The organism is Geodermatophilus sp. SYSU D01045, from assembly GCF_054050295.1.
In genome coordinates this window covers 38229-53221 of the sequence record NZ_JBJGZB010000002.1, presented here as the reverse complement: position 1 = coordinate 53221, position 14993 = coordinate 38229, and the positions used below count along the sequence as shown (strand labels likewise).

Annotated in this window: 15 protein-coding genes; 8 read left to right on the top strand and 7 right to left on the bottom strand. The window is 71.6% G+C overall.

Annotated features, from left to right (window positions below; all coding sequences use genetic code 11):
- Window positions 1–270 precede the first annotated feature (270 nt).
- The 5 genes from dcm to ACI798_RS02015 all read right to left on the bottom strand — a co-directional run bounded on the left by dcm (window position 271) and on the right by ACI798_RS02015 (window position 6094).
- A complete protein-coding gene (dcm, locus tag ACI798_RS02035) occupies window positions 271–2280 on the bottom strand; it encodes a DNA (cytosine-5-)-methyltransferase (protein ID WP_457047073.1) in 2010 nt (669 codons plus the stop codon).
- Complete coding sequence (locus tag ACI798_RS02030) at window positions 2277–3563, bottom strand: ATP-binding protein (RefSeq protein ID WP_457047216.1); 1287 nt, start codon at window positions 3561–3563, stop codon at window positions 2277–2279. Before ACI798_RS02030 ends, dcm begins: the two co-directional genes overlap by 4 nt.
- A 49-nt stretch (window positions 3564–3612) precedes the next feature.
- Window positions 3613–4041 (bottom strand): very short patch repair endonuclease, encoded by a 429-nt coding sequence (locus tag ACI798_RS02025; RefSeq protein WP_457047072.1) that lies wholly within the window; start codon window positions 4039–4041, stop codon window positions 3613–3615.
- A gap of 176 nt (window positions 4042–4217) precedes the next feature.
- Window positions 4218–4736 (bottom strand): HNH endonuclease, encoded by a 519-nt coding sequence (locus ACI798_RS02020; RefSeq protein WP_457047071.1) that lies wholly within the window; start codon window positions 4734–4736, stop codon window positions 4218–4220.
- Window positions 4737–4834: 98 nt separating this feature from the next.
- A complete protein-coding gene (locus ACI798_RS02015; protein WP_457047070.1) occupies window positions 4835–6094 on the bottom strand; it encodes a diguanylate cyclase domain-containing protein in 1260 nt (419 codons plus the stop codon).
- Between the two features lie 149 nt (window positions 6095–6243).
- Between ACI798_RS02015 and ACI798_RS02010 the strand changes: the two genes are divergently transcribed.
- Both ACI798_RS02010 and ACI798_RS02005 read left to right on the top strand, forming a co-directional pair.
- The gene (locus ACI798_RS02010) at window positions 6244–7788 is read left to right on the top strand and encodes an acyl-CoA synthetase (RefSeq protein WP_457047069.1); all 1545 of its coding nucleotides are present in this window, start codon (window positions 6244–6246) and stop codon (window positions 7786–7788) included.
- 117 nt (window positions 7789–7905) lie between these two features.
- Window positions 7906–8529: a hypothetical protein gene (locus tag ACI798_RS02005; protein WP_457047068.1), complete on the top strand. Its 624-nt coding sequence runs from the start codon at window positions 7906–7908 to the stop codon at window positions 8527–8529.
- Between the two features lie 6 nt (window positions 8530–8535).
- On the opposite strand, the gene ACI798_RS02000 is transcribed toward ACI798_RS02005, so the two are convergent.
- On the bottom strand, window positions 8536–9282 hold the full coding sequence (locus ACI798_RS02000; RefSeq protein WP_457047067.1) for an enoyl-CoA hydratase/isomerase family protein: 747 nt from the start codon (window positions 9280–9282) through the stop codon (window positions 8536–8538).
- A gap of 125 nt (window positions 9283–9407) precedes the next feature.
- On the opposite strand from ACI798_RS02000, the gene ACI798_RS01995 reads away from it, so the two are divergent.
- The 4 genes from ACI798_RS01995 to ACI798_RS01980 all read left to right on the top strand — a co-directional run bounded on the left by ACI798_RS01995 (window position 9408) and on the right by ACI798_RS01980 (window position 13097).
- Window positions 9408–10448, top strand: coding sequence for a hypothetical protein (locus ACI798_RS01995; protein ID WP_457047066.1), 1041 nt, complete (start codon window positions 9408–9410; stop codon window positions 10446–10448).
- Between the two features lie 66 nt (window positions 10449–10514).
- Window positions 10515–11108, top strand: a complete 594-nt coding sequence (locus ACI798_RS01990) for a DUF6318 family protein (RefSeq protein ID WP_457047065.1) — start codon at window positions 10515–10517, stop codon at window positions 11106–11108.
- A gap of 350 nt (window positions 11109–11458) precedes the next feature.
- A complete protein-coding gene (locus ACI798_RS01985) occupies window positions 11459–12004 on the top strand; it encodes a hypothetical protein (RefSeq protein ID WP_457047064.1) in 546 nt (181 codons plus the stop codon).
- An 82-nt stretch (window positions 12005–12086) separates the two neighbouring features.
- Window positions 12087–13097, top strand: coding sequence for a hypothetical protein (locus ACI798_RS01980; RefSeq protein ID WP_457047063.1), 1011 nt, complete (start codon window positions 12087–12089; stop codon window positions 13095–13097).
- On the opposite strand, the gene ACI798_RS01975 is transcribed toward ACI798_RS01980, so the two are convergent.
- On the bottom strand, window positions 13094–13663 hold the full coding sequence (locus ACI798_RS01975) for a TIGR03086 family metal-binding protein (RefSeq protein WP_456939620.1): 570 nt from the start codon (window positions 13661–13663) through the stop codon (window positions 13094–13096). The two genes, ACI798_RS01980 and ACI798_RS01975, sit on opposite strands and share 4 nt — an antisense overlap.
- A 38-nt stretch (window positions 13664–13701) precedes the next feature.
- Here ACI798_RS01975 and ACI798_RS01970 point away from each other — a divergent pair, with 38 nt between their 5' ends.
- Entirely contained in the window at window positions 13702–14178 is a 477-nt protein-coding gene (locus ACI798_RS01970; RefSeq protein ID WP_457047062.1) for a TY-Chap domain-containing protein, read from the top strand.
- 25 nt (window positions 14179–14203) lie between these two features.
- The gene (locus ACI798_RS01965; RefSeq protein ID WP_457047061.1) at window positions 14204–14980 is read left to right on the top strand and encodes a hypothetical protein; all 777 of its coding nucleotides are present in this window, start codon (window positions 14204–14206) and stop codon (window positions 14978–14980) included.
- The last annotated feature ends 13 nt before the right edge of the window (window positions 14981–14993 follow it).

Genomic DNA, 14993 nt, shown 5'->3' with positions numbered 1-14993 from the left:
CCCCGCAGCGCTCGGCCCACCGGTCGGCGGGCTTCCAGCTCAGCCGAATGCCTCCGCGGCCCGGCTTCGGGGCCACGAGTTCCGACGACCAGACGAGCCAGGCGCAGGCGCGGGGTCAGGACGGCATCAGCGTGGAGCCCCAAAATCTCCGGGTGCGTGTCGTGGTCGCCTTCAGCAGCTCTACTCCACGTCCGGAGGGCATGCATCCACAAGATCCCTCAGCTGGATCCCGTGGTCACATGCCCTCAGCCAACGTCCCAGTCAGTACAGCTAGAAGAGCATGGACGCCCGCCGCTCATCAGCTCGCGAACTGACGCACAGCTTCTGCAGGGGACACATGTCGCAGAGCGGCTCTGTGGGTCGGCAGATGCTCGCGGCTACCTCGATCAGTGCTAGGTGTGCGGCACGTGCGTTCGAACCACCACCGATCATCCGGGCCACTGCCATGCGGCCGTCGGTCAGACGGTTCTTGCGGTCTACGTTGTCACCGCTGACTCGCGCAGCCACTCGGAGAACACCCTTGGTGGAAAGCACCGGTTCCTCCGACGCTTCGTCACCAGCCACGGGAACTACAAGTGAGGCCAGCTCGAGCGCTGCTGAGGGCGCGATTGGGATGGGACCCGAGGATGCCTCGGCCTCCTCCAAGGCGCCTGGGTGCTCCGAGAGCCAGTCCGCGAGCTCAAGGACTTGGAGAGCACGTGGCCCCCGGCCCATGTGGGTCCCGATTTCACGAAGCGCCTCGTCGCTGTCCTGCGTCGACTCGGGTGTCTCCCATCCGCGAAGGATCGGCCACAGAAGTTTCGTGACGTCGGCTGTGGCTCGGTCGAGCAGGAGCTCCGCCGAGACGACCTGCCACCTCGTGGTGGCACTCAGCCAGGGGACTCCTCTCGGCTCGATCTCCGAAAACCAGTCCGAGAGCGCGGCTGCAACCGCTCTGGTGGAGGAGTGGGCCTTGTCCTTTGCATCGAGCGCGCGGTTGAGTGCGTGGCCGAGGTGCTCGGCCAGCAGCGGCGGTACCGCATTGCCGATCTGCTTGAAGGCCGCTGACGGAGGCCCTGCAAACCGGTACCAGTCCGGGAAGGTCTGAAGCCGCGCCGCCTCACGGACGGTGATCGTGCGCCCCTGACGAGGGTGGATGTACCAGTAACCGTCCTTGGCGATGTGCGCGGTGATCGTCCGCGACAGGTCGTTCTCGTCCAAACGCTTGTACTTGTCATCGAAGATGTCGTCGCGATAGCGCTTCATCTCTGCAGGGAGGTCCGAGTAGCGCGTCGACGAGTCCATCAGTTCAAAAGCTCGGGCGTCGTCTTCACGCACAGGCCTGGTGATGTGGTCGTACAGTCGCGACGCCTCCGACGCCGGGATTCCCTCACGCATTCGATGCTGGAACGACGTCAGCGGGCCGTCGTACTCCGCCCAGCCATCGGCACCACCTTCAGGCCGCCAGCCTCCGTCGACTTCAGGCATGTCACCGATAGCATTCCACACGGAGACGCGTTCGGCGGATTCCGTCGGCCACTGGAAGGCGAGCCCGTCCCGTAGGGCGACCAAAATCAGACGCTGCCGGAACTGTGGAACGCCGTACCGCCAGGTGTCCACGATCCGTTCCTCGACGCCGTAGCCGAGGTCCTCGAGCTCTTCCACCATCGACCGGAGGATGAACATCTCCCGGTCGAGCGCCATGTCGGGGACGTTCTCCATAAGAACGGCAGGGGGTCGCACCAACTGAACGACCTCGAGGAACGACCGCCACAGGTCCCTTCGCTGGTCATGCGGGTCGCGTAGCCCATGCCGCACTCGGTGTCTAATGCCGGAACGCCCAGCCTTGGAGAAGGGTTGGCACGGCGGCCCACCGGCGATCAAGTCGACTTGGATTGCAGCCAAGAGATCGGCCAGCTCCTCGATGCGCTCGACATCCGCGAGATCCCAGTCGAGGCTCATGCCCCGAAAATGGTGCCTATGGGTCTCGACGGCCTCGGGGTAGTGGTCGACGGCTACCACACTGCGGAAGCCGGATCGCTCCAGTCCCAGGCCGATCCCTCCGGCGCCGCTGAACAGGTCCGCCACTAGGCGGGCCTCCGGCTCTTGCTCTCGCAGACGGTCAACGATCGCAATCAGCTCTTCGCGGGTGGTTGCGCGCTCGGGATGCGGTGGCAGCTTGACAAAGGGGCCGCGGACGAGCTTGACGCCATAAGGGGCCCGCGCAGGTTCCGTACCCAACGTCTGGCCAACCTCTTCCTGCTGTTCCTGAAGGGAAATTGCACTACCCCCGTTGGTCATGAAGATGCGAAGCCGAGCGCTCGCCATACATCGGGCGCAACGGCCTCGAGTTGTTGCGCGATGCGCTTGAACGCTTCGTACTCCCCTGCCTGCAATGCTGCGCTTCGCAACGCGAGCCCCGTCATCGGCGGCAGCTCACCGGCCACAGCGTTGGAACGGTCAGCCCGACTGGCCCCTTGAACCCCGCCCGCGCGGTCGCGGTATCTCTGGTTCGCCGCCATGCACAGCTCGTTGATGGGACGCTCGAGTAGCTGCTTGAGTTGAGCAGGAACTGAAACGCGCATCTTGGCGACGTTGATCTGGAAGAGGTCGTCGAGCTCGGTGTCAAAGTCCAGCGAGGCTCTCGCCAGCTTGAGGTGCTCATCGATACCTCGAAGGCCGGCCCAACCTCCCCACTGCACGAGCCGGTCACCTCGGTAGATGTAGAGGCCCTGCTGGCGATTCCACTTGAGCGGTCCCGAGAGTTCGTCAAAGCGGGCCAAGGTACTGAAGTCGTCCTTTGCCGGGAGAACAAATCGGTCGAGGCGCACGCGCCCTAGAGATTCACCGGCGGTTAGCTCGAAGGTCTGTGTGGGCAGTCGCAGCGCGTGTTCCTCATCGACCGCAAACGGGTTCCACGGCTCGAGTTTTTCCCCGTTCACGGTGATGACCAAGCGTCGCTCGGCGATACCCTCCAGGAATCGATGGAACACCATCCGCAGATGGTCCGCCGTCTTCTTGGCCAACAACTCGATGCGCCGCCTGGCCCATCCGCCATCGGGATTCTTCTCAGGCAGGACTCGGTCGAGGTTCCGCCACACGACGACCGTACCTCGATCTTCACCGAGGAGCGCCCGCACATCCGCCGTCCTGGACTTCTCCGGAGCGGTGATGAGCCAGTCGTCCCATTCGACAATGGTGTCAAGGTTCAGTTCACGCGAGGCAACTGGGCCGTTCGGTACGCGACGGCTCACAACGGTGACGCTGCGACACTGAGAGAGCGATGCCGTCTTGAGCCCGAGGCCGTACCGGCCGAGGTCACTCGATCCGTAGGCCCGTCGACTGCCGAAACGGAGAGCCTCGACGAGGCCATTTGGACTCATCCCGGCCCCGTCGTCACAGATGAAGACAGTGGAGTTCACGCCATCGAATCGGACCACCACGTCAACACGTTCGGCGCCGGCCATCACGCTGTTGTCCACAAGATCGGCTACAGCCGAGGGAAAGTCGTAACCGATGTCCCTGAGCGACTCGGTGAGACGGGCCGCTGACGGAGCTACGGATCGATGCCGACTCGCGGACACATGCACTCCTTGCACCTATGGATCCCGTCCAGGCTCTCACACGGCGAGCTCAGGACCGCGGCGGCTCGCCACGCAACGTTCGCCACACCGCCTCGATCCGGTCACCGGCGATGTCGACGGGCTCATGCTCCCAGACCCGTACGACGGTCCAGCCGGCATCGGCCAACTGCCGGTCCTGTCTGCGGTCCCTTGCCACGTTGGCGTCGAGCTTGGCCTCCCACCATGCGGCATTTGTCTTCGGGCGGGTGGAGTGGAGCGGGCATCGGTGCCAGAAGCAGCCGTCGACGAAGACAGCTAGTTGAGCTCGCGTGAAGACGATGTCCGGACGACCCGGCAGGCCTTGGAACTCCTTCCGGAACCTAAGTCCCCGCGCGTGCAGCTCCCGCCGTAGGGCCACCTCTGGACCTGTGTCCCGTCGGGGCATCCGCTGCATCTGCCGGCTCACCTGCGCATCACGGGCGGGAGGTCGGTCAGCCATTGCGCCTCAGCCCCGACTTACCTCCGACCACCTGTCGAACATACGACCGCCGTAGTGACGGCGACGTGGCCAATGGGCCGGCCTCGTGCGACACACCGAGCTCGGTCTCACGCGCACCCGGGACACGCGGTGGCCTCGAACTCTTAGGGGTTGATCACCACAGCTCCGGGCGGCGTTCAGGTGGAAGGCGTCAGGTCGCCGACGACCGGCGCCGGCCCGTGCAGGCCTTGGAGGACCCCGGCGGAGGCGAGCAGGCCGAACTCGAGCAGCCCACGGGTCTGCCGGTCGGAGAGGTCATACAGCTTCGACACGATCAGCCGGAGCTGCTCCACGTCCGGCTCGTAGCGGTACTCGGCGATGAAGGCCGCGATGCGGTCGGTCCGCTCGGCTCTAACGGCGTTCGACAGCGGCAGCGCAGCCATGTGCTGCTTCCACGGAAAGCTCCGCTTCGCGGCGTTGCAGGGTTTGCAGGCCGGCACGAGGTTGCCCCAGGCGTGCAGCCCGACACTCTCCCGGTTGATCGGCACGACATGCTCCTCAACCAGTGGTCCGTGCTGCGCAGCGCAGTAGGCGCACTCGCGCCCGAAGTAGTCGAGCAGCTCTTCGGTCAGCTTGCTGTAGGGCTTGAAGCCTCGGCTGCGGTCGTACTGCTCGCCGGCGTGCTCGAGGAAGATCCGCACGATCCGGTTGGGCACGTCCGCCTTGCTACGCCTCGGCATGGGGCCACCGTAAGCTCTAGTAGGGCGCGATCCGTTTAACGCGGGCGATGTCCGCGGTCGGCACAGGGGCTGCGTTAGGTCTCCACCATGTGCAGGACGCCGCGGCCGCGCTCCTTGGCGCCGTACATCGCCCGGTCCGCCAGCGAGAGCACCTCGTCCAGCGTCGTCCCGGCGGAGGCCATCGCCAGCCCGATGGAGGCCGACACCCGCACGGTCCGCCGGCCCACCTCGACCTCGTCCACCAGGACGGTGGCCAGCCCGTGCCCGATGGCCTCCGCCGCTGCGGTGTCCACCCCAGGCAGGACCGCCACGAACTCGTCCCCACCCAGCCGGCCGACCACCGCCCCCGGCAGTTCCCTCTCCACGTGCCGGCGCAGCCGGTCGGCGAGCCGGACGAGCAGCTGGTCCCCCACCGCGTGCCCGCCGCGGTCGTTGACCTCCTTGAACCGGTCCACGTCCACGAACAGCACCGCTCCCCCGACTGCCAGCGCCGCAGGGCCGGTGTCGAGCAGGTGGCTGCGGTTCGCCAGCCCGGTCAGCGGATCCTGCCGGGCCGACCGCAGCAGCGCCTGCCGCCAGCCGTCGGCCTTGGTCGCCACCGCGGTGAGCCGGTCGACCGTCTCCTGCAGCCGCACCGCCTGGTCGGCGTCCGCTTCCTCGGCCAGCCCCGCCGTCGACGAGGCCAGCGTCTCGAGCACCGTCTCCAGCGGCAGGCCGGCCGCCACCGTCTCCAGCGTCCGGCCCTGCGCGGCCAGCAGCTCGCCGTCCCACAGGTGAGCGGCCACCTGCCGCCGGAGCGACAGCACGCTGCGCACCAGCCGCACCTGGTTCTCCAGCAGCTCCTGCTCGGCCAGGGAGAACGCCCGCGGCTCGTCGTCGAAGACGCCGAGCGAGCCGAGGACGAATCCGTCCTCGTCGATCAGCGGCACCCCGAGGTAGGAGCGGATCGCGCCGGCCGCCACGGCCGGGTTGTCGCGGAACACGGGGTGCTCGGCGGCGTCGGCCACCTGCAACGGCGCCCGCAGCGCCACCACGTACGCGCAGAACGACAGCTCGTCGGGCACGTACGAGTACGGCGCGCCCGCGCCCCGCTCGGCCGGGAAGCACTGCTCGTCCGGGCCGACCAGGTTGATGACCGCGATCGGCGCCTCCACCGTCCGCGCCATGTACGCGACGACGGCGTCGAGGTCGGACACCCCGGCGTGCCCTGGCAGCCGGTAGCTGGCGATCGCGGCCAGCCGGGCCGCCTCGGCGACAGCCGGCCGCGGATCGGGCAGCGGGTCGTCGACCGGCACGGAGTCGGGCAGGCGGGGCGTCGGGACGGCGGCGCTCACGCGCGGCGACCCTAGTGGCCGAGCGTCATCGACGGAACACGCTGCGGCACGGATCCATCCTCGACCGGGAAAGGGGCCGTCCGCCTCTTCCGCCGCAGAACCCGTCGTCGCGACGCTCCGGATCCCACCCGGAGCGGGAGGTCGGCACCGTGTACGTCACCCAGGGTCTGCACCGCCACGTCCAGCAACGCGCGGACGAGATCGCCACCGTCTGCGCCGGCCGCACCCGGACCCACGCCGAGTCCGTCGACCGGATCGCCCGCCTGGCCGCCGCACTCCAGCAGCTCGGGATCCGGGACGGCGAGCGCGCGGCGATCCTGTCGCTGAACTCCGACCGCTTCCACGAGTTCCTCGGCGCGACGCTGTGGGCCGGCGGCGTCGTCGTCCCGGTCAACATCCGGTGGAGCGTCCCCGAGATCGCCGACTCCCTCGCCGAGGTCGACGCCCGGGTCCTCGTCGTCGACGACGTCTTCGCCGCGTGGACCGAGCCCATCCGGGCGGCCCACCCGCGCCTGGAGCACCTCGTGCACGCGGGCGACGGCCCAACCCCCGACGGCATGCTCGCGTTCGAGGAGCTCGTGGACGGGCACGAGCCGGTCGAGGACGCCCGCCGCGGGGGCGACCAGCTGGCCGGCGTCTTCTACACCGGCGGCACCACCGGCCGGTCCAAGGGCGTCATGCTCAGCCACGACAACCTGCTGACGTCGTCGATGGGCGCGCTGGTCGCCAACCACTTCCCGCCCGGTGGAGTGGGCCTGCACTCCGCGCCCATGTTCCACCTCGCCGCCTTCTCCAACTGGGTCGGCGCCGTGGTGATCGGCGCCACCCAGGTGATGATCCCGGCGTTCGACCCGGTCGCCGTGCTGACCGCCGTCCAGGAGCACGGCGTCACCGACCTGCTGCTGGTCCCCACGATGATCCAGCTGGTGGTCGACCACCCGCGGGTCGACGAGTTCGACCTGAGCAGCGTCCGCCGGGTGGGGTACGGCGCCTCCCCCATGTCCGACGCCCTGCTCGGCCGGGTGATGAAGACCCTGCCCAACGCCCGCTTCCTGCAGGCCTACGGCATGACCGAGGTCGCCCCGGTGGCCACCCTGCTCACCGCCGAGGACCACGAGGACCCGGCGCACCGGCGCTCCGTCGGGCGCGCCGCCCCACACGCCGAGGTGCGCGTCGTCGGCCCGGACGACGCCGAGCTCCCCCGCCGGGAGGTCGGGGAGATCGTGGTCCGCGGCGGTCACGTGATGCTCGGCTACTGGGACCGGCCGGAGGAGACCGCCGAGGCGCTGCGCGGCGGCTGGATGCACACCGGCGACGCCGGCTGGATGGACGACGAGGGCTACGTGTACATCACCGACCGCATCAAGGACATGATCATCTCCGGCGGGGAGAACGTGTACTCCGTCGAGGTGGAGAACGTCCTGGCCCAGCACCCGGCGGTGGCCACCTGCGCGGTCATCGGGGTCCCCGACGAGACGTGGGGCGAGCGCGTGCACGCCGTCGTCGTCCCGGCGGCCGGCGCCGCCGTCACCCTCGAGGAGTTGCGGGCCTTCTGCGCCGACCGGCTGGCCGGATACAAGACGCCGCGGTCGATGAACGTCGTCGACGCGCTGCCCCTCTCCCCCGTCGGCAAGGTGCTCAAGCGGACCCTGCGCGAGCCCTTCTGGGCCGGGCAGGAGCGCGCCGTCCACTGAGGTGAGCCGGCCCGGCGAGGTTGCCCGGCAGCTGGGCCATTGCCTCGCGCACCGAGCGCCGACAGGCTGGGCCGGGAACGCCGTAGGGGCGTTCCCGCCAGGTCAGGAGAGCGGCCCATGCACGCACGGTCCACGAGCATCCGCGGCCACACGGCCGACATCGACGCCGCCATCGACTACGTGCGCGACGACGTCCTGCCCACGGTGCAGAACACCGACGGCTGCGTCGGCCTCTCCATGCTCGCCGACCGCGACAGCGGCCGCTGCATCGTCGCGACCGCCTGGAGGGACGAGCAGGCGATGCGCGCCACCGCCGCCGAGGACCGCACGGTGCAGCACCGCCTGCTGCACGTCCTCGGCGGCGGGCACGCCGACGTCCAGGAGTGGGACATCGCGGTCCTGCACCGGGACCGTCCGGCCGGGGACGGCGCCGGCGCACAGGTCACCTGGGCCCGCATCGCACCGAACCACCTCGACGGCCTGCTCGACGCCTACCGGCACAACCTGCTGCCCAAGCTCCAGGAGCTGCCCGGCTTCTGCAGCGTCAGCATGCTGGTCGACCGGCGCCTCGGCCGGACGGTCAGCGTCACCAGCTTCGAGGACCGCGACGCCGCGGGGCTGGTGCGCCGGCACGCCCGCTCACTGCGCGAGCAGTTCGCGCAGGCCCTGGGCGCCAAGATCGTGGACGTCGCCGAGATGGACCTCGTCCTCGCCCACCTGCACGTCCCCGAGGCGGTGTGAGCGGTCTCAGCCCTGGGACGACCGGCGCATCGACCACATCTGCGCGGGGCGCTCGAACTGGGTGGCGACCTCCCAGCTCACCGCGCCGTTGACGACCTCCCTGCGGAAGTTGTCCACGGCCACCCGGGCCAGCTCCGGGTCGGCGGCGACGCGGCGGGCCAGCTCCAGCGCGCGGTCCTCGACGGCGGCGTCCTCGACCGACTCCCAGGCCAGGCCCAGCTCCACGGCCTTGGTCCCGTTGATCTCCTCGCCGAACAGCGCCATCGCCGCGGCGGCCTCGCGGCCGATCAGCCGGGACAGGATGACGAAGTGCCCGCCGCCGGGGTGCAGGCCGCGCTTGAGGAAGCCGGCTAGCAGCCGGGCGTCGTCCGCGACGATCCGCAGGTCGGCGGCCAGCAGCATGTTCATCCCGGCACCGACGGCGGACCCGCGGACGGCCGCGATCGTCGGCACCTTGACCTGGCCGAGCCGGTAGAAGGAGTCGTAGATGCGGCCCATGCCCTCGTAGGCGTCGGGCGCGGCCGGGTCCTTGCCGGCGTTCGTCAGCGTCGCGACGTCGCCGCCCGCGCAGAACGACTTGCCCACCGCCCGGACGACGAGCGCCCCGACCTCCGGCCTGGCGTCCACCTCGTCGAAGACGTCGATCAGCTCGCCGGCCATCTGCGGCGTCAGCGCGTTGCGGCGGTCGGGCGCGTTGAGCGTCACCACCGCCACGCCGCCGTCGACCTCGAGCAGGACCTCGGCGTCAGCCACGAGTGCACCTCCGGATCGGGGCCCGCGGGCCCGGGGGACCATCCGCAGGCATCAGACCACGGCGCCGTGTTGCCGCCCTGCGCGGGCCGGTCGCACACTCGGCTCCCCACCTCCGGAGCTCTCGCATGCCCGCCCGCCGCACCGCGATCCTCGCCTTTGTCGCGCTATTGGCTACGGGGTGCACCGACGTCGAAGGTGACCCGAGCCCCGCGCCGACGACGTTCACCGAGCTCCTGGGCACCACCGACCTGGACGCCGTCGCACCCGCCGGGGTGGACGTCGTGGACCTCGAGGCCGGTCCGGACGGCGCGCTCGTCCTCCTCGCCGACAGCGCCGACCCGGCCGTCACCTACCTGGCGCCGGTCGGTGAAGACGGACTCGGGGACGTCCAACGGCTGGACGGCGCCGGCGAGCAGCTGTTCGTCGGGCCCGACGGCGCCGTCCTCGTCCTCGGCCCGGGCCGGTCGACCACCGTGGGTGGCGGGATCGTCGAGCTCAGCGTCGACGGGGAGGCCGCCGCGCTCTCCCCCGACGGCCGGCGGCTGTACGTGGTGGCCGAGGGCCGGCTGGCCGCGATAGACCCCGCTACCGGCGAGGTGCAGGCGACCGCCGACCTCGATCCTGGCCTCGCGGTGAAAGTCCTCGCCGCCGGACCGGACGGGCCGGTCGCGCTCATGAGCGACGCCCGCGCGCTCGACCTTGCCGACGTCGCCGTCCTGGGCACCTGGAGCGAGGACCTGGGGCAGGCCGAGCTCGTCGAGCTGGCCTCCGACCGCCCGGCCAGCATCCCGTCCGCACTGCGGCTGACCGACGACGGCGACGCGGTCGTCACGCTCACCGTCCACGGCGACGACCCGTTCCGCGTGACGGTCGTCGAGGACGGCGAGGTGACCGCCGCGCACCCCATCCCCGGCACCGACCGCGCCCCGGCCGACCTGGCCCTCTCCCCCGACGGGCGGGTCGCCTACCTGGCGGTGGCCGGGTTCGAGGTGGAGTCCGGCGCGATCACGCTCGACCTGTCCAGCGGTGAGCAGCTCGCGGCCGGCCGGCTGTGCGAGGGGCAGGGCACCTTCGGCCGGGTGGCGCTCACCGGCGACCGGCTCACCGTCATCGGCGCGTGCGTCGGAGGGGACAACTCGTCGACCACCGCGTTCGTGCTCGGGTAGCCGTTCGGGTGGGTTGTCCCCAGGGTGCGATCCGGAGCGGCGCTGTCCTGGTTATCGTCCGCGATCGTGCGGAATCCCGGCACCGGACGGACGAGCCTCATCGCGGTGGTCCTCGGCGCGACGCTGCTGCTGCCCGCCTGCGCGGCCAGTGACGACGACGAGGCACCGAGCACGAGCCTGCCGACGACGTCGGCGCCCGCGCCCAGCACCGAGGCGCTGCCCGTGGTGGGCCCGGCCGACTTCCCCGTGCCGCCCGAGGCCCGCACCCAGGACGCCGCCGGCGCCGAGGCCTTCCTCCGCTACTGGATCGACCTGCTGAACCGGCAGCGCGCCATCCCCGCCGGGCAGCCCCTACGCGACCTCGGGCCTGAGTGCAACGAGTGCCGGCGCATCGCCAACAACTATGACGAGGCGGCCGCTGCAGGAAATCGGTACGTCGGCGGGGAGGTGACCATCACTGCCGTAGCTCAGCCCGCACTCGACGGCCCAATCGCGCAGTACTCCTTCAGTGCGCGTCGAGAGCCTGTCTCATTGGTTGACGGCTCGGGTGCAGTCCTTGAGGCACAGCCCGATCCGGCGCCGCGGCTGTCCTCGGGTCTCTACCTCGAGTGGGACGAGAGCGCCCGCTCATGGCGGGTCACGTCCTTCCAGCTCGGATGAGACGTCCTTTCGCGGTGATCACCGCAGCCCTTGTGTTGGTCGTGTGGATGACGGCCTCGGTCGGGTCGTCATCCTTGGCTTGTTCATTCGACGACTGCGGCTCGACCGGTGTGGCTGACGGAGCGGCCTCTGTCGAGTACTCCGGCGGAGCGGTCAACCAATTGGTGAGCGGCGGTGGGGCCGCTGCCGTGGACTACGTCTGGCGACTGATTCAGCCTTGCGCCTTGACTGACGAGCGCGAGGGCGCCTGCACGGCCATCGACTTTCAGGACTGCCCCGCCGACCCCGGGCAGGTCATGCGCTATCTCTCCGTCCAACAGCGGCCCGTTGTACGTGCGGATGGCACAGCCGTGATTCCGGTGACCCCTGGCTTCGGTCCTGGGGACCTGCTCGGCTCCTGGACAACGCTCCGCACGGCGTGCATCGACATCACCGCGCTGAACCCGCCGCCATCGCCGGAGGAGGTGTTCGCCTACTTCCAGCGACTGCCGCTGCCGCAGCTGACCACCTCGCACGCGCCGCCGGGCCGGGGCCTGTCCGGACTCCCGGTCGTCTTCTGGACCGACGCCCCGACCACCCAGACCTTCACCGTCGACGTCCGCGGCTACGCCGTCGTCATCGTCGCCGAGGCCCAGCGCTACACCTGGCGCACCGGCGACCCCGCCGCGCCCACGCTCACCACCACCGTCCCCGGCGGGGCCTATCCCGAGCAGGCGACCGAGCACCTGTACCGCTCGGGCACCTACACCGCCTCGCTCACCGTCACCTGGGGCGCCACGTTCACGGTCGACGGCAGCGCGCCGGCCGACGTCCCCGGCACCACCACGACCGACGGTCCGCCGGTCACCTTCGACGTCGTCGAGGCCAGCGCCGTCCTCACGAACCCCTACGACTGACCAGCTCAGCGGACAGCCGCCCGCACGACGCCGCGCTGCGACTCCTTGTCGCGGCTAAAGGCCCCGGTCACACTCTGCCGACATGCGCCCCAGCCCCGGGCTCGTGCTCGCCGCTCTCCTGCTGACCGGCTGTGGCGGGGCGGTGGCGGGCACGGCGATCCCGGGGCCGACGACGGTGTCGCTGACCGACGTCGCGGGCGCGGACGCCGAGGTGCTCGACGTGGCCGCCACCGCCGACGGCCGGTCGGTCGCGCTGCTGGCGCCGCCCGGCGGCCCGCTCACGCTCGCCGACGTCGCCGCCGACGGCACCGTCACCGCCGTCCCGCTCCGCGGCCTCGACTCCGAGCGGCCCGGCCTCACCCGCATCGCCGCGGACGGCGAAGGCGTGGTGGTCGTCGGGTTCGCCGCCGGGCGCGTCGCCCTCGTCGAGGCGGACCTGCGGCGCGTCGACGCGCCGGAGCCGGTCGGCACGCTCGGTGCCGCCGACGTCGCGGCGCTCGACGCCGTCGTCATGGACGGCGTGCTGCTCCTCGCGCTCAGCGGCATCGACAGCGCGCACCGGCTGGTCGCCGTCGACCCCGAGAACGGCGTCGTCCGCGGCGAGGTCGCGCTGCCCGGCACGCCGCGCGACCTGCACACCTCGGGGGACGGCATGGTCGTCGTCGCCACGGACACCGGGCGCAGCGCGTCCGCCGTCATCGTCGACGCCGCGCTGCAGATCGTCGGCGAGGTGCCGGTCGGCCCGGGTGCCGCCGGCCCGCTGGCCGTCGTCGACGGCGACGTCTACGCGACCGTCGGCGGGTCCGGCGACGTCTCGATCACCCGCGGCTCGGAGGTCCTGGCCACCGTGCCCGGTGACCTGCCGGCGCTGGTGACGGTCGACGGGGACACGGCCACGCTCGTCGACACCGTGGCCGACGGCGAGGTGCCGCGGGTGCTGCAGCGCACCGTCGACCTGGCGGAAGGCGAGGTGGTCGCCGAGGTGGAGCTGTGCGACGGCGGCGCGGTCGACGGGTCCGACGTCGACGGGTCCGGCCGGGCGTCGGTGGTCAGCGACTGCCGCGGCGAGCCGGTGCTCTGGCGGATCGGCTAGGCCGGCGGCTTCCAGCCCGGGTCGCGGCCGGTGACGCCGAGCAGGCGGTCGAGCGCGGGGGCGTCGGCGGGCACCGGCACGACCGGGCCGTACAGACCCGGCGGGCGGTCGTCGCCGAAGGACTCGGCGAACGCGCGGCAGGTGTCGGCGTCGCCGTCGGCGACCGCGTACGGCTGCCCCGTGGCGGCGGCGAGGTCCCAACCGTGGACGACGACCTCGTCGAGCGCGACGACGGCCGTGACCTCGCCCGGCATCTCGACACCGCCGGCCGCCGTCATCCCCTCGTGCGCCGCGGGGTCGCGCCAGGCCACGGCCAGCGCGTCGAGCTGCGCGGGGATGAAGGTGCGCCAGTCGGCGGGCAGGTGCGTCGGGTCGGTGGAGGCGGTGCCGTCGACCGGCGTCTTCTCCGCGGCCATGCGGAAGGCGTAGGCGAGCCCGGCGAGGTGGCCGAGCAGCCCGGCCACGGTCGTCCCCTCGCACGGGGTCGGGGCGGTGAGCTGGTCGTCGCGGATCCCGGCCACGACCCCCGCCGTGGCGGCCGCTGCAGGTCCCAGGTCGATCGTCATGCCAGGGCAGACCGCCGCCGTCCCCGAGAATGAGCGGCGTGCCGAGGTACGACCGCGACGCCGCCCTGTGGGAACCGTTCCGCCGCCGGCTGGCCGGCCTGCTCGAGCGCCTCGGCGACGGCGGGTTCGTCATCGCGCAGGTCCCCGACGGCGCCTACGTGCAGTTCGTGAACGAGGGCAGGGACCTGCTCGGCGAGTGCTGCGACCCGCGCCTGTTCGACGACCTCGCGCCGCGCGCCGCCGTCCTCGACGAGCGGATCCACGCCGTCGGCTGGGACCCGATCGACCCGCACGGCGGCTCCCCCAACTACAGCGTCACCTGGTACCCGGGCGCGGGGACGCCGGTGGGCGCGGTCGACCCGGACGACGCCCGCGACGCCGCCGCGCTCGCCGTGGACACCTTCCGCCGGGTGTTCGACGTCGCCGACCCGCGCCGCCTGCACCTGCCCGACGACGGCGCCGGCGACGACGACGCCGCTCCCCCGGCGCAGGTGCTCCCGCTGCGGCCACGCTGAGCCGCGGACGGAGTTGAATGGGCCCGTGTCGGGAGGACCGGACGCCCTCGCCCTCGTGCTCCCGAGCGCGGGGCCCGACCCGATCCCGCTGGCCACCGCGCTGGCCGCCGTCCTCGGGTACGCCCGCGGCCGCCGTCCGCTCTTCTTCCGCTCGCCCAGCGTGCCGCAGGGCCGGTGGGTACAGGTGCTGGCGTACCCCTTCGACCGCTTCGACGCCCAGCGGCCCGAGGCAGCCGACGGCCCCACCGACCGCGACGTCCTGCTCGCCGAGGGCCTGCACGGCCGGCTCGACCCGGCGGGGTGGCGCGAGGTGCGCGGCCGGCTCGACGACGTCTGGGCGGACTACGCCACCGCGGTCGACCGCGCGGCCGGGCGCCCGCTGTGGGAGCTGCCCGCCGACGAGTTCTCGGTGCTCATGGAGCCGGGCACGGTCGGGGCGGCGCTGCGGTCGGCGACCGAGGGGCCGGGGGCGCGGCACGTCGTCGCCGCGCTGCACCACCGCTCCCCCGCGCTGGTGCCGCTGACCGACGGGCACACCCGCCGCCAGCTGTGGGGCCACCTGCGCGAGGGCGACAGCGGGCCCGCGGCGATCGTCCACCGGGAGCTCACCGCCAACGCCGACGCGTTCGCCGCGCTGGAGACGGCGACGGCGCGGCTGCTCGGCCGGCCCCTCGGCCGGGTGCGGCTGCACGACATCCTGCTGTGGCTGTCCGGCTCGCTGCGGATGACGCACGCGGTCGCCGTCGGCCGGGCGCTCGCCGCCGAGTCGGACGAGGGCCTGGAGGCGCTGCTGCCGGCGTGACCGTCGGACGCGT